This is a genomic window from Allobosea vaviloviae (assembly GCF_001298265.1).
Classification (GTDB): Bacteria; Pseudomonadota; Alphaproteobacteria; order Rhizobiales; family Beijerinckiaceae; genus Allobosea; species Allobosea vaviloviae_B.
Genome location: NZ_LGSZ01000003.1, coordinates 1 through 14,224, shown reverse-complemented (window position 1 = coordinate 14,224; position 14,224 = coordinate 1). Strand labels below are relative to the sequence as shown.

At 66.0% G+C, this 14,224-nt stretch carries 14 protein-coding genes; 9 read left to right on the top strand and 5 right to left on the bottom strand.

Annotation, left to right across the window (positions count from 1 at the left end):
• The coding region (locus AE618_RS00075; RefSeq protein ID WP_054207028.1) for a methyl-accepting chemotaxis protein at positions 1–1,414 on the bottom strand (1,414 nt) is incomplete at its 3' end.
• Between the two features lie 510 nt (positions 1,415–1,924).
• On the opposite strand from AE618_RS00075, the gene AE618_RS00070 reads away from it, so the two are divergent.
• From AE618_RS00070 to AE618_RS00060, 3 genes are all read left to right on the top strand, one after another.
• A complete protein-coding gene (locus AE618_RS00070; RefSeq protein ID WP_082364870.1) occupies positions 1,925–2,695 on the top strand; it encodes a L,D-transpeptidase in 771 nt (256 codons plus the stop codon).
• A gap of 193 nt (positions 2,696–2,888) precedes the next feature.
• A complete protein-coding gene (locus AE618_RS00065; protein WP_054207027.1) occupies positions 2,889–4,193 on the top strand; it encodes a UDP-glucose dehydrogenase family protein in 1,305 nt (434 codons plus the stop codon).
• Between the two features lie 113 nt (positions 4,194–4,306).
• Positions 4,307–5,143, top strand: coding sequence for a DUF2076 domain-containing protein (locus AE618_RS00060; protein ID WP_082364872.1), 837 nt, complete (start codon positions 4,307–4,309; stop codon positions 5,141–5,143).
• Positions 5,144–5,231: 88 nt separating this feature from the next.
• Here the strand turns inward: AE618_RS00060 and AE618_RS00055 are convergent, their stop codons facing one another.
• Together AE618_RS00055 and AE618_RS00050 are read right to left on the bottom strand one after the other, a co-directional pair.
• Positions 5,232–5,942 (bottom strand): L,D-transpeptidase, encoded by a 711-nt coding sequence (locus tag AE618_RS00055; RefSeq protein ID WP_054207030.1) that lies wholly within the window; start codon positions 5,940–5,942, stop codon positions 5,232–5,234.
• Between the two features lie 306 nt (positions 5,943–6,248).
• Positions 6,249–7,676, bottom strand: coding sequence for a lipopolysaccharide biosynthesis protein (locus tag AE618_RS00050; protein ID WP_054207025.1), 1,428 nt, complete (start codon positions 7,674–7,676; stop codon positions 6,249–6,251).
• Positions 7,677–7,849: 173 nt separating this feature from the next.
• On the opposite strand from AE618_RS00050, the gene AE618_RS00045 reads away from it, so the two are divergent.
• From AE618_RS00045 to AE618_RS00035, 3 genes are read left to right on the top strand one after another with little or no spacing between them, the layout of a single operon-like run.
• Positions 7,850–8,347 carry a BLUF domain-containing protein gene (locus AE618_RS00045; RefSeq protein ID WP_156330018.1) on the top strand — a complete coding sequence of 166 codons (498 nt, stop codon included), beginning with the start codon at positions 7,850–7,852 and terminating at the stop codon, positions 8,345–8,347.
• Positions 8,348–8,373: 26 nt separating this feature from the next.
• Positions 8,374–8,964 (top strand): GNAT family N-acetyltransferase, encoded by a 591-nt coding sequence (locus AE618_RS00040; protein ID WP_054207023.1) that lies wholly within the window; start codon positions 8,374–8,376, stop codon positions 8,962–8,964.
• Complete coding sequence (locus tag AE618_RS00035) at positions 8,961–9,803, top strand: DMT family transporter (protein WP_054207022.1); 843 nt, start codon at positions 8,961–8,963, stop codon at positions 9,801–9,803. The genes AE618_RS00040 and AE618_RS00035 overlap by 4 nt, the downstream gene beginning before the upstream one ends.
• Positions 9,804–9,809: 6 nt before the next feature.
• Here AE618_RS00035 and AE618_RS00030 read toward each other — a convergent pair whose 3' ends face one another.
• On the bottom strand, positions 9,810–10,289 hold the full coding sequence (locus AE618_RS00030; protein WP_248310688.1) for a PaaI family thioesterase: 480 nt from the start codon (positions 10,287–10,289) through the stop codon (positions 9,810–9,812).
• A gap of 67 nt (positions 10,290–10,356) precedes the next feature.
• Positions 10,357–10,827, bottom strand: coding sequence for a MarR family winged helix-turn-helix transcriptional regulator (locus AE618_RS00025; protein WP_082364868.1), 471 nt, complete (start codon positions 10,825–10,827; stop codon positions 10,357–10,359).
• 207 nt (positions 10,828–11,034) lie between these two features.
• Between AE618_RS00025 and groES the strand changes: the two genes are divergently transcribed.
• From groES to phnD, 3 genes are all read left to right on the top strand, one after another.
• Complete coding sequence (groES, locus tag AE618_RS00020; protein ID WP_054143942.1) at positions 11,035–11,322, top strand: co-chaperone GroES; 288 nt, start codon at positions 11,035–11,037, stop codon at positions 11,320–11,322.
• A 45-nt stretch (positions 11,323–11,367) separates the two neighbouring features.
• Complete coding sequence (groL, locus tag AE618_RS00015) at positions 11,368–13,005, top strand: chaperonin GroEL (protein WP_054207020.1); 1,638 nt, start codon at positions 11,368–11,370, stop codon at positions 13,003–13,005.
• A gap of 149 nt (positions 13,006–13,154) precedes the next feature.
• Positions 13,155–14,066: a phosphate/phosphite/phosphonate ABC transporter substrate-binding protein gene (gene phnD, locus AE618_RS00010; RefSeq protein WP_082364867.1), complete on the top strand. Its 912-nt coding sequence runs from the start codon at positions 13,155–13,157 to the stop codon at positions 14,064–14,066.
• The last annotated feature ends 158 nt before the right edge of the window (positions 14,067–14,224 follow it).

The following is a 14,224-nucleotide window of genomic DNA, read 5'->3' as shown; positions in this document are numbered from 1 at the left end:
TCGCACGGGCGGCTTCCACCGCCGCGTTGAGCGCCAGCAGGTTGGTCTGGAAGGCGATGTCGTCGATCACCCGGATGATGTCGGAGATCTTCTGCGAGGCGCTCTCGATGCGCGCCATCGCCGCGACAGCCTGGCCGGCGATGGCGCCGCCGCTTTGCGCGGCCTGCATCGCCTCGCCGGCGATGGACGCCGCCTGCCGCGAGGCCTGGGCCGAAGCCTTGACGGAGGCCGCCAGCTGCTCGGTCGTGGCGGCGGTCTCCTCCAGCGAGGAGGCCTGCTCCTCGGTGCGCTTCGACAAATCGTCGGCGCCCATGTTGATCTCGCGGGCGGCGAGCCCGACATCCGCAGACGTCGCCTGGATCGTGCGCATCGTCGTCGAGAGGCGGTCCACGGTCGCATTGAAATCGTCGCGCAGCATCGCGTAGTCAGCGGGCATGGCGGCGTCGATGCGGTGGGTCAGATTGCCCTGCGAGAGCTCGGCGAGGCCGGACGCGATCGCGCCAACCACCTGTTCCAGCTCCTGTGCCTGCTGCATGCGCTGCTGCCCGGCCAATTGACGTTCTTCGTCCGTCGCACGGCGCGTCTCGTCCATCAGGCTCACCTGGGAAGCGGCCTCGGCCTCCAGCCTCTCCTTCTCGATCGCGGCGCTGCGCAGCACGTTCACCGCGCCGGCCATCTCGGCGAACTCCCCGGCGCGAAAGCGCGGGACGGCCGAGGCGAGATCTCCGGCAGCAATGCGCTCCAACGCGCCTTTGAGGCTGCCGAGCGGCTTCATCATGCCGCGAACCAGCATGAACAGCGCGGCCCCGCCGACGACGGCGATCACCAGACCGGCGACGACGTTGCCGGCGATCATCTCGTTGATGACGGCCAGAAAATCCTGCTGCTTGATGCCGACATAAAGCACGCCGATGACGCTGTTGTCGGATTTCTGAATGATCGGCTCATAGATCGTGAAATACGGCGTGCCGAGGATGTCGGCCGCTCCGGAATAGGTCGCACGCTGCTTGAAGACGGCATCATGGGCGGCGCCTGGAGCGAGCTTCGTGCCAACGGCGCGTGATCCATCGGGCTTCTGCACATTCGTCGCGACGCGGACGTCACGCATGAAAACCGTGGCGGTGCTGCCGGCAAGCGTCTTGACCTTGTCGACTGCAGCGAAATTGCCGTTCACCAGCTCGGTACCAAAGAACAGCTTGTCGCCTTCAAGCCTGGGCTCGCCCTTCGTCATCAGCAGATCGCGCAGGAGGTTGATATTGACCGAGAGACTGATCTGCGCCCGCTCCCTCATCGCCTTCTCTGCCGCCTGAAGCGACACCAGAACGGATGCCGCCACAGCAACGCCGACGAAAAAGACCCCGATGATCGCGAGGCGGGTTGCGATCGGCAGGCGAATGGACAGAAGATTTTTCATGGACGGCCCATTTTGAAAGCGACGCCAACCACAAGCCGAAAATCTATCGTAAGACATTCGACCTTGAGCAATTGCGCCGGGACTCTTGAATTTGTGAGAAGGCGATCGCGCGCGAGGAAGCGCGCCATAGGCATAGGCCGGTCAATTGATCTCTTGGATCAAGCATCGGCGAACGACTCCGCCGCAGCATCTCAACAGATTGGAATTAGATTTAACCAGATCCGTGAAGAATAACTTAACCAAGCAGTTCCGATCGCACGACAGCCCGATACGCGTGACATGGAGAATGGTCGGAGCACCTGGGGAACCGCGCGGGCCGTCGGCGCTGGCCCATCCCTCCGTTGCGCATCCGCCACAGCCGCCGCTCGCCACATTTCCGACACGGCGCGTTCACCCCACGGCCATGCCGCGCGCCTTGAACGTCTTACGCGGCGTCGCCGGTGGAACGCCGAGGCGTTTGCGCCGTTGTTCAGCCGCACCCGCAAGACCAATAAAGCAGAGCCAAACTTCATGTCCGTTGATTCGCCCGTCACATCCTCCTCGACCCTTGTGTTCGAGCGCCCGTTGAAGCGCCTCGGCGCACTGCTGATGCCGTTGCTTCTGGCGGCCTGCGTCGGCGGGCAGCCGCAGCCTTTCGAGGTGGCGCATACGCCTGGCTTCAACGTCAGCGCCGAATATCTGGCGATGTATGGCGAGCGCCCCGACGAGCAGTTTCCGCTGCCCGCGACCGACCTGTCCGAGGTCGATCCGCGCTTCCTGAGGCAGGAGGTCGCCTATCCCACACGTGAGCAGCCCGGCACCATCGTCGTCGATACGGACAACAAGTTCCTCTATCTCGTCCGCGAGAACGGCCGCGCCATCCGCTACGGCATCGGCGTCGGCAAGCAAGGCATGTCCTGGCGCGGCCGCGCGACGGTCGCCCGCAAGGCGGCCTGGCCGCGCTGGACGCCGACCGCTGCGATGATCGCGCGCGATCCCGAGAAGAACGGCCCCTGGGCGGGCGGCATGCAGGCGGGCCTGGACAACCCGCTGGGCGCCCGCGCGCTGTATCTCTATCAGGGCGACCGCGACACCCTCTACCGGATCCATGGCACCACGGAGCCCTGGTCGATCGGTCAGTCGGTCTCCAGCGGCTGCATCCGGATGTTCAACCAGGACGTCATCGACCTGCACAGCCGCGTCCCCACGGGCACGACCGTCGTGGTTCTGAACCGCCGCCAATTGCTCACTCCGGCGCCTGGCGAGACGTTCGACGAGTTCACCTCCGACGACGGCATCTGACGTTTGGACAGCCCTGCGTCATCGCTCTGACACCTGCGGTCTTCACCACACTGCACATCGCGTTGCTCGACGTGTTGTGCAGGTGCAGCAATTTGGTGTACGCGGATAATGTTGGTCGTCTCTGCCGCCCTCGCTGCGCGTGCATCCGCCGCACGTAACGGTATCGCGGCCAGCCAGCGGGGAGAGTGCATTTATGCGCGTGACGATGATCGGTTCAGGCTATGTCGGCCTGGTGTCGGGTGCCTGTTTTGCCGATTTCGGCCATGTCGTGACCTGCGTCGATACCGATGCGTCCAAGATCGACGCATTGAATCGGGGCGAGATTCCGATTTTCGAACCTGGCCTCGACGACCTTGTCGCCAAGAACGTGCGCGAAGGCCGCCTCAGCTTCACCACCGAACTCGCCGGGCCAGTCGCCAGCGCTGATGCGGTCTTCATCGCGGTGGGAACGCCGACGCGGCGCGGCGATGGTCACGCCGACCTGTCCTATGTCTATCAGGCCGCGCGCGACGTCGTTGCCAAGATCGATGGATTCACCGTCATCGTGACCAAATCGACCGTGCCGGTCGGCACCGGCGACGAGGTCGAGCGGATCATGCGCGAAACCCGGCCCGACGCCGATTTCGCCGTGGTCTCGAACCCGGAATTCCTGCGCGAGGGCGCCGCCATCGGCGATTTCAAGCGCCCCGACCGGATCGTCATCGGAACCGAGGACGAGCGCGCCCGCGGCGTGATGGAAGAACTCTATCGCCCGCTTTATCTCAACGCGGCGCCGCTGCTGTTCACCCAGCGCCGGACGTCGGAGGTGATCAAATACGCCGCCAACGCCTATCTCGCCATGAAGATCACCTTCATCAACGAGATGGCCGATCTCTGCGAGGCAGTTGGAGCCAATGTCCAGGAGGTTGCACGCGGCATCGGCCTCGACAACCGCATCGGCGGCAAGTTTCTGCATGCCGGCCCCGGCTTCGGCGGCTCCTGCTTTCCGAAGGACACGCTTGCTCTGATGAAGACGGCGCAGGACCTCGGCAGCCCGCTGCGCATCGTCGAGACCGTGGTCGCCGTCAACGACCAGCGCAAGCGCGCCATGGCGCGCAAGGTGATCGCGGCCTGCGGCGGCAGCGTGCGCGGCAAGCGCATCGCCGTGCTCGGCCTCGCCTTCAAGCCCAACACCGACGACATGCGCGAGGCGCCTTCGCTGTCGATCATCGCCGTGCTGCAGGATGCCGGCGCCGACGTCGTCGCCTATGATCCCGAGAGCATGGAGCCGGCCAAGGCCCTGCTCAGCGGCGTCAGCTTCGCGGCAGATGCCTATTCCTGCATCGAAGGCGCGGATGCGCTGGTGATCGTGACCGAGTGGGACGCCTTCCGCGCGCTTGACCTCGACCGCGTCAAGACCGGCCTGCGCACGCCGATCGTCGTCGATCTGCGCAATATCTACCGCTCGGACGACATGCGGCGCCGCGGCTTCGAATACAGCAACGTCGGCAACGCGTGAGCGCACTGACCCTGCGGCAATCGCTGGCGTTCACCGCCTTGATACCGTCACACGCACACACCACCTCTTGAGCGGCGGCGCATCCGCGCCGCCCGACATGAGAGGAGATGACGATGACGCCGCAAGAACGCGACGTGATCGCCGGGATTTTCGACCGCCTGAAGCAGGCGGCCAACCAGCCCCGCGACCCCGAGGCTGAACGCTATATCGCGGAGCGCCTGCGCGAGCAGCCCTATGCGCCCTATGCCATGGCGCAGGCGGTCTATGTCCAGGAAACCGCGCTGACCAATCTGCAGGCGCAGGTCGAGGATTTGCAGGCGCAGGTCCGCGAGTTGCAGACCAAGCAGGCCGAGGCGCCCGCCCAGTCCGGCGGCTTCCTGTCCGGCATCTTCGGCGGCGCAGCGCAGCCGGCGCGGCCGCGCTCGGTTCCGTCCTTTCCGCAACGCGGACCGGATGCTCCCTCCTCCGCCTGGAACAACCAGCAGCCGGGCACCATGCAGGCGGCGCCCGGCGGACAGGCCGGCCCTGCTGCACAGCAGCCCGGTCCCTGGTCAAACCAGGCCGCGCAGCAACAGGCTCCGGCCCGTGGCGGCGGCTTCATGGCGAGCGCGCTGACCACCGCGGCCGGCGTCGCCGGCGGCATGATGCTCGGCAGCGTCCTGACGAACGCCTTCAGCGGCGGCGGCGCGGCCAAGGCGGCGGAAACTTCGGCAGGCTCCAGCCTCGCCGACAGCGTCGGCAGCAACAGCGGCGCGGGCGCCAGCAGCGCCGGCTACAATGACGGCTCGTCGAATTTCGGCTCCGGCTCGGATACGCAGTCGGCCGGCTATGACGACGGTTCGTCCAATGCGGGCAATTATCAGCAGGCCGCGCATGAGGACCCCGTCGATGCCGGCTATGATGACGGATCGAGCGGGTTCGACGGCGGAGACGACGACAACTGGGCTTGAGACAGCCCGCCTTCTCAAGAAATGACGAACCCGCCCGGCACGAGCCGGGCGGGTTCTTTCATATCGGCGGCCGGCAGATGGCCTGGGATCAGATCACCAGCACCTTGGCGCCGACGCGGACCCGTTCATAGAGGTCCGTGACATCATCATTGGTCATGCGGATGCAGCCGGAGGACACGGCCTGACCGATCGTGTGCGGCTCATTGGTGCCGTGGATGCGGTAGAGCGACGATCCAAGATACATGGCGCGGGCGCCCATCGGGTTTTCCGGACCGCCGGGCATGAAGCGCGGCAGATCGGGCCGGCGCTTGAGCATCTCGGGCGGCGGCGTCCAGGTCGGCCATTCCGCCTTGCGGCTGACGCTCTTCAGGCCGGCCCAGGAGAAGCCCGGACGGCCGACGCCGATGCCGTAGCGCAGGGCGCGGCCACCCGGCTGGACCAGGAAGAGGAAGCGCTGCGGCGTGTCGATGATGATCGTGCCGGGCTTATGCGGGCCGTCATAGGCGACCTCCTGCTTGTGGAAGCGCGGATCGATGACGCGCTCGATCGGCCGCTCGATCTCGATCGGCTGACCGTAAGCCGCGACGCGGCGGCCCGGCGCGGGCTGCCGGTCCTGGGGCTGGAACGGATCGGCCTCATAGCCTGCGGCCGCGCGGCGGCTCTGGCCATAGGCGGCGTAGCCGCCCGGCCGGTTGTAGACGGCTCCCCCGCGCGGCTGCGGCGAGGGATCACGGCCGGTCATCAGCATCTCGATGAAACCGCCGCCATAGTTGGTCCGTGCCGTCGATGCGGTCGTCATGGGGTCGGCCGATCTGGGATCGGCCGGGAGGGTGCCGCCGTAAGTCTGAGCCTGGACCGAGGCCGAGCCGGCCAACACTCCTGACAGGACCAACAATGGAACGAAGAGGACTGGACGCATGACGCAACTCTCTCGATATCAACTGCGAGGAGCCTGCCGACGCGTCTTAAAAGGAATGGTGAATCGTTGACGCTTACTGTGAGAAGCCGGCGCCAAACCGGCGAATTCGCCGAATTAACCTTATCGACATGGAAACGGACAGGGTGAAGGAAGCGTTGCCGAGCAACGGTCGCAAGCCTCGGCTGTTCAGGCACGCCGTCCGCGTCGACCCGCCCACCAGAGCAACGCCAGCGTCCGGCAGCGCGCGACGTCGCAGATCACGACGATCGCGCCATAGGCAAGCGCTCCGGCGACGACTTGCAGGACCAGTTCCAGCGCAGGGTCGAAGCGGTCCCGCAGCGGCCAGATCGTGGCCGCCATGGCGGCAACCGCGAAAAGGATGGCGCCGCAGTCGCGCAGTGGCGGCAGCACCGGCAGCGAGCGCAGGGCCATCACGGCCGTGATCGCGAGGACGGCCAGAAAGGCTGCCGTCTGCGCCACGCCATAGACCATGGGGCCTGACGTGGCGAGGGCCGCCACGATCGCGAGATTGACGCAAAGGCCGATGACCGCCGCGAGCGTCGTCACGAGCGTGCGCTTCTCGATCAGAAAGACCGGATAGAGCGCGGCCTGGAAGATCGTGATGGCCGCGAAGCCCGGCAGCAGCAGCGCCATATAGGCGGAGAAGCGCCCCTGGAAGCTGGGCGGCACCAGCATCCGGTCAAAAGCCGGCAAGATGAGCCAGAACCCGACCACCGCAGGCAGCGCCACAGCCAGCACGATCACGATATTGGCTGCGATGCGCTTTTGCGCCGCGCGCCTTCCGCGCGTCTCGTCGAGGCGGATCACCGCCCGCAGCAGCACGATTTCGAGCGTCGCGCCCAGCGTTCCGAACAGGCGCAGCCCCATATCGGAGGCGAGCGAGAAATAGCCGGCCTCGGCGAAGCCATGGGCGCCCGCCAGCAGCGAGCGGTTGAGCAAGGGAATGAGCGAATAGATCGCGTTGCCGGCGACGAGCGGCAGGGCATATTTCGCGAAGGTCCAGGCGAGGTCGCGGCGCGCAGCCGAAAACGACAGCGGGGCGTCGGCAAGCGTCTTGCGCACCGAGACGAGGGCAACGGCCGCGCTGAGCAACCCGCCGAGCAGCACCACCGTGGGATCGCGTGTCAGCCAGGCACCGCCGACCATCAGGATCAGCGCCAGCAGGTTCTTGACGATGACGAGCCGGGCATAGGCCGCATCGAGGAAGCGCGCGCGGGCGATCGCGCCGTGATAGTCGAACAGGCCCGCACCGATGCCGGCCAGCACGGACGCGGCCAGCATCATCGCCGGCATCCTGAAATCGACGCCGGCCGCGACCGCCGCCAGCAGAAGGGCGCAGAGGCTGATGCTGATGCCGGCGATGAGACAATCGAGCGTCGCGCGGATCTCGGGCTGCGTCTCCCGCGTCTTGAGCGAATAGAAACGGACTGCGGATAGCTTGATCCAGTCGAGCATCGCCGTGTTGACGAGAACGACGATCGCTGCGCCGATGGCGTAGCGCCCGAATTCGGCTGGTCCCAGGAAGAACGCGATCATGAGACCGAGGACGAAATTCAGCCCGGCATTCACGACGAAGGGCAGCAGGACTGTCATCGTGTCTCGGTCATGTCCGTCCACTTTGCGATGCCGGGGGCGCGTCCGGGTCGGGTCCATCCGACTCATCCTGGCCCCGTCCGCACGCTACCTGCCGTAACGGGCATGCCCATGTTTTCCAAGCGCAGCTTGAATGCCGATCCATGGCGTGAACCGAACAGACGTCACATGCGTTGGGCGAGCGACGTCTCTTAAGCGAGGAATATCGGATGCCTGCGACACCGCTTCATCGGCTGGTCTATTCGTCGACCTACAGAACGGGGCGCATCGACAATGAGCTTTTGGCGCTGCGCGACATTCTTTCCCAATCCCGCAAGAACAACCAGAAATCCGAGATCACCGGCTATCTGATGTTCGATGGCGAGAGCTTCGTGCAGGTGCTGGAAGGTCCACGCGAGAGCGTCGAGGCGACGATGGCCCGTATCGCCCAGGACGAGCGCCATCGCGACGTGACCATCATCGCGATCAAACCCACAGAAAGCCGCGCGTTCCACAACTGGACGATGGGCGGTTATCGACGCAGTGCCGAACAGGATCCGATCTTCAGGGCGCATGGCATACCGGGCCAGATCGATCGGGCGCAGCTCAGCTTCGATACAGTGGTTTCGCTGGCGATCGCCCTGGGCGCCGATCAGGCCAAGAGGGCTTCTTCGTCCTCCAACACCCCATAGGAAATGAAGCTGACCGCTCCAGGCTGATGCTGCAGGTGCTCGGCTGCGCTGACGGCATGGGGAGGATCGCGGCGGCCCTCTATCGCGATGCCGGGATTGGCCCTAATCGGTCGGACATGACCAGCCTGCCGCCTGCCCTGCGCCCTGCCCGCGACGATGATTCAGAGCCGCTCGCGAGCTTGATCGCGGCGAGCTTCGCGGAATATCCGAACTGCCTGTTCGCCTGGGAGGAGTTTCCGGAGCTGCGGCGGCCGGCGAGCCATTTCGCTGCCAAGAAGGGAAAGCTCTGGATCGCCGATGCACCCGGCGGAGGCATCGCCGCCTCTCTCGGCGCCACGCCCGTGCCCGAGCAGAACGCCGTCGAGATCACCAAGGTCTATGCCGCCCCGGCCTTCCGCGGCACCGGGCTGGCGCAGGCCCTGTTCGGCGAGGCGCTGCGCTTTGCTCAAGAGGGCGGCTTCGGCGAGATGATGCTCTGGTCGGATTCGCGCTTCGCCCGGGCCCACCGTTTCTACGAGAAGCTCGGCTTCCGGCGCTGGCCGGGCGAGCGCTACCTCGCCGATATCTCAGCGACCTGGGAATATCCCTTCCGCCTGTCCCTGCCGACGCGCCCATGACCGTGGGTCCAGCGCTACGGGCCCTGCTCGGCATCGCGCTGCTCACCGCCATGGACGCGGTGGTCAAGGCGCAGATGCAGACGCATCCGTTCATCCTGACCCTGTTCATGCGCTTTGCCATGGGTGGCGTCTGCGCGCTCGCGGTTCTGGCCTTCGTCCGGCCGCCCAGGCCGACGCGCGCGAGCCTGATCGGCAACACCGTTCGCGTGCCGATCGTGGTGCTGACCGCCGGCAGCTTCTTCTATTCGCTCTCGGTGCTGCCGCTGGCCGAGGCGCTGACGCTGGCCTTCCTCGCACCTGTCTTCGTCGCCCTGCTCGGCGGCCTTCTGCTCAAGGAGAAGCTGGACAGCCGCATCCTCCAGGCGCTTGGCTTCGGCGTCGCCGGCATGCTGGTGATGGTCTGGCCGCGCCTGCAGGGCCATGTCACCGGCGCCGGACTCGGTGTCGCGGCGGCGCTGTTCTCGGCCGTCGCCTATGCCTTCAACCTGATCCTGCTGCGGCGGATCGCGATGAAGGAGCATCCGGCTGTGATCGTCGCTTTCCAGAACTGCGGGCCGGCGCTGTGTCTGGCCATTCCAGCGGCACTCAGCTTCGTGCCGATGAGCGGCCGCGACCTGCTGGTGTATCTGGCGGCCGGCGCGCTCGGCGTCGCCGGGCATCTGACGCTGACCTCCGCCTTCGCCCGCGCCGAGGCCTCGCGGCTCGCACCGCTCGAATACACGGCGCTGATCTGGGCGAGTGGGCTGGGCTATTTCGCCTTTGGAGAGGTGCCGCTGATCACGACCTATGCGGGGGCGGTGCTGATCGTGGCGGGGGCGATCGCGATCAGCCGGCGCTAGCGCGGCTCAACCGGCCGCCTTCACCGGAAAGATCATGCAGGTCTCGGTGCCATGCGCCAGCAGCTTGCCGCGCTCGTCCACCAGCCGTCCCTCGCTGGTTGCGACCGTGCCGCCGCGATGGATCAGCTTGCCCTCGCAGCGCACCGTACCGCTGCCGGGCATCACCGGCCGGACGTAGTTCACCTTCATCTCCAGCGTCGTGTAGCCCTCGCCGGCTTTCAGCGTCGCATGCGTCGCGCAGGCCATGGCGGAATCGAGGATCGTCGCGGTCCAGCCGCCATGGATGGTGCCGAGCGGGTTGAAGAAGCGGGCCGAGGGCCTGCCGACGAAGACCACCCTGCCCTCCTCCACCTCCACCAGGTCGAAATCCATCGCATCGGCGAAAGGCGGCCCGGGATGGCGCCCCTCGATCATGCCCAGCAGGAAATCGAGGCCACTGCCGGCCAGCAGGGTCTCCCGCGATACCACCCCGACTTCGCGCGCCATCGCCTGTCCCATCCATTATCGTGTAGATGCACGTTATGGCCTGGGTGCTGTCGTGGTCAAGCTGCCGTCAGACCGTGCCGCGCGCGACGCGACGCAGAGCCTTCAGCCGGTCGCGCGTCTCTGACCAGTTATCCTTGCCGAGCCCGCCTTCGATCCGCTCCTGTGCCTGCCGCCAATGCGGGATCGCGGCCTCGATCGCGGCGCGCCCCTTGTCGGTGACGGCATGGATCGAGGCGCGTCCCTTGCACGCGACCGGCTCGATCAGGCCGCTCGCCACGAGCAGTTGCAGGTTACGCGTCAGCGAGGTTCGCTCGAGTGCGAAGCGCTCGGCGAGTTCGGTAACGGAGCGCCACGCGCCGGTGCTCAGGGCCGAGAGCAGGACAAACTGCGTGATCTTGAGCCCGCTCGGGCGCATGGCCTCGTCATAGGCGCGCGTCACCGCGCGCGCCGTCATGCGCACATGCAGCGCGACGCAGGTGCGGGCGATGTCGTCCAAGGCGGGAGCGGTCGAGACGGGTTGCGGCGCATCTGTCGTCATTCCGCCATGCTAACGTGTTCGAAGCCCGTTGCCAGCAGGCCCGGCGACCCCACGCATTCACCTTTCTCCGGGATGATTTCTTGACTCTCCGCTGGCACGCGCCTATCTCCGCGCCATCGGTTGGCACTCGCAGATCGAGACTGCTAACAGATGCCCATCGCGGGCACCCGGCCCGCACCAGATTATATGTAAGAGGAAGACAGAACCATGAAGTTCCGTCCGCTGCATGACCGCGTTGTGGTCCGTCGCCTTGATGGCGAAGAGAAGACCAAGGGTGGCATCATCATCCCCGACACCGCCAAGGAAAAGCCCCAGGAGGGTGAAGTCGTGTCCGTGGGCCCCGGCGCCCGTGACGACGCCGGCAAGCTCGTCGCGCTCGACGTCAAGAAGGGCGATCGCGTCCTCTTCGGCAAGTGGTCCGGCACCGAGGTCAAGATCGACGGCCAGGATCTCCTGATCATGAAGGAATCCGACATCATGGGCGTCATCGGCTGAACGCCTGAGACCGCCCTTCCCGTCAATTCATAAGGAGTTGCTCTCATGGCAGCCAAAGACGTCAAGTTCTCCACCGATGCGCGCGACCGGATGCTGCGCGGCGTCGAAATCCTCGCCAACGCCGTCAAGGTGACGCTCGGTCCCAAGGGCCGCAACGTCGTCATCGACAAGTCGTTCGGCGCTCCCCGCATCACCAAGGACGGCGTCACCGTCGCCAAGGAGATCGAGCTCGCCGACAAGTTCGAGAACATGGGCGCCCAGATGGTGCGCGAAGTGGCCTCGAAGCAGAACGACCATGCCGGCGACGGCACCACGACCGCGACCGTTCTCGCCGCCGCCATCATGCGCGAAGGCCTGAAGTCGGTTGCCGCCGGCATGAACCCGATGGACCTGAAGCGCGGCATCGACCTCGCTGTCGAGGCGATCGTCGCCGACCTCAAGAAGAACTCCAAGAAGGTGACCTCCAACGGCGAAGTCGCGCAGGTCGGCACCATCTCGGCCAATGGCGACGAGACCGTCGGCAAGATGATCGCGACCGCGATGCAGAAGGTCGGCAACGAGGGTGTCATCACCGTCGAGGAAGCCAAGACCGCCGAGACCGAGCTCGACGTCGTCGAGGGCATGCAGTTCGACCGTGGCTATCTCTCGCCCTACTTCATCACCAACTCGGAGAAGATGGTCGCCGAGCTGGAAGACCCCTACATCCTGATCTTCGAGAAGAAGCTGTCCTCGCTCCAGGCGATGCTGCCGATCCTCGAGGCCGTGGTGCAGACCGGCAAGCCGCTGCTCATCATCGCCGAGGACGTCGAGGGCGAGGCTCTCGCCACGCTCGTCGTCAACAAGCTCCGTGGCGGCCTGAAGGTCGCGGCCGTCAAGGCTCCGGGCTTCGGTGATCGCCGCAAGGCCATGCTCGAGGACATCTCGATCCTGACCGCCGGCCAGATGATCTCGGAAGACCTCGGCATCAAGCTCGAGACCGTGACGCTCGCCATGCTCGGCCGCGCCAAGAAGGTGCGCATCGAGAAGGAGAACACCACGATCATCGACGGCGCCGGCAAGAAGAAGGACATCGAGGCCCGCGTTTCGCAGATCAAGGCGCAGATCGAGGAGACCACCTCGGACTACGACCGTGAGAAGCTCCAGGAGCGTCTGGCCAAGCTCGCCGGCGGCGTCGCGGTCATCCGCGTCGGCGGCGCGACCGAGGTCGAGGTCAAGGAGAAGAAGGACCGCGTCGACGACGCCCTGAACGCGACCCGCGCGGCCGTGGAAGAAGGTGTTCTGCCGGGTGGCGGCGTTGCCCTCCTGCGCGCTCTGTCGACCGTCAAGGCGATCAAGACCGCCAATGACGACCAGAAGACCGGCGTCGAGATCGTCCGCAAGGCGATCATGGCCCCGGCTCGCCAGATCGTCGACAATGCCGGCGATGACGGCGCTGTCGTGGTCGGCAAGCTGCTCGAGTCGAAGGACTACAACTTCGGCTACAACGCCCAGACCGGCGAGTACGGCGATCTGGTCAAGGCCGGCATCATCGACCCGACCAAGGTCGTGCGCACCGCCATCCAGGACGCGGCTTCGATCGCCGGCCTGCTGATCACCACCGAGGCGATGATCGCGGAGCTCCCCAAGAAGGACTCCCCGATGCCGATGGGCGGCGGCGGCGGCATGGGCGGCATGGATTTCTGATCCATCCGACCTTCGCTCCTGCGAAAACCATGGAAGGCCCGGCGCAAGCCGGGCCTTTTCTCTTTGAAGCTCCATGACGCTTTCGACACATCAGCGTCGCATGGCCGAAATCAGAGGGTGGTCGGGTGTCCTCTCACGGGATCATCACCATGCTCACACGCCGCACCCTACTCGCCGGCCTCGGTTGCTCCGTGGCCCTGCCAGCTTTGTCCCAGGAGGACTGGCGGCGGTCCGTCCCTGAAGTGCGCATCGGCATCTCCTCGGCCGAGAACGAGGCCGGCGCCATCGCACGTCACCAACCCCTCGTGGAATACCTCTCCACCAAGCTCGGCGTGCCAGCCAAACTCTACCGCGTCAGCGACTATGCCGGCCTCGTCGAGGCGATGCGGGCCGACCAGCTCGAGTTCTCGCGCTTCGGGCCCGCCGTCTACGCGCTCGGCCGCCGCATCCTCGGCGACAAGCTCGAGCCGCTGTTCCGCGATGTCGACCAGCATGGCCAGGAGGGCTATTTCTCCGTCGTGCTGGTGCGGGCCGAGAGCCCCTATCGATCGGTCGCCGACCTGAAGGGCAAGAGCTTCGCCTTCGCCGACCCGAACTCGACCTCGGGCTATGCTTTTCCGGCCTATTTCCTGCGCAAGCAGGGCCTCGATCCGCAGAGCCATTTCGGCGGCACGGTCTTCTCCGGCGGGCACGACAATTCGGTTCTGGCGCTGGTGCGCGGCCAGTTCGACGGGGTGGCGACCTATGAGGTCAATGCCAATGCCGGCGTCGCGCAACGGCTGGCCGAGCGCGGCATGATCAAGAAGGGATCGACGCGGGTGATCTGGACCTCGCCGCTGATCCCCTCCAGCCCGTTCTGCACGCGCGCCAACCTGCCCGCCGGGCTCAAGACCACCTATATCGCGGCGATGAACGCGATGAAGGACGAGGCTCCCGAGGTCTGGAAGACCTTCACCGACGGGCATGTCTCGCGCTATGCGCCGGCCCACCACGAGGACTATGTCGACGTGATCGCCGTCACCGAGGAACTCGACGCGCGCCGCAAGCAGAGCCGCGGCTGACATCGGCCCCTGGAAACGCCGCTAGACCCGGCCCGAGCCGGCGCAATCGTTCGGCAGCAGCCTCGTCCCCCCCCCCCCGGTGGGGGGGGGGGGGGGTGGGGGGTGGGGGGCGGAAAAGCAGGGCTCGCCCCTTTCGCCGACGAAGCGCCGAGCGGCAC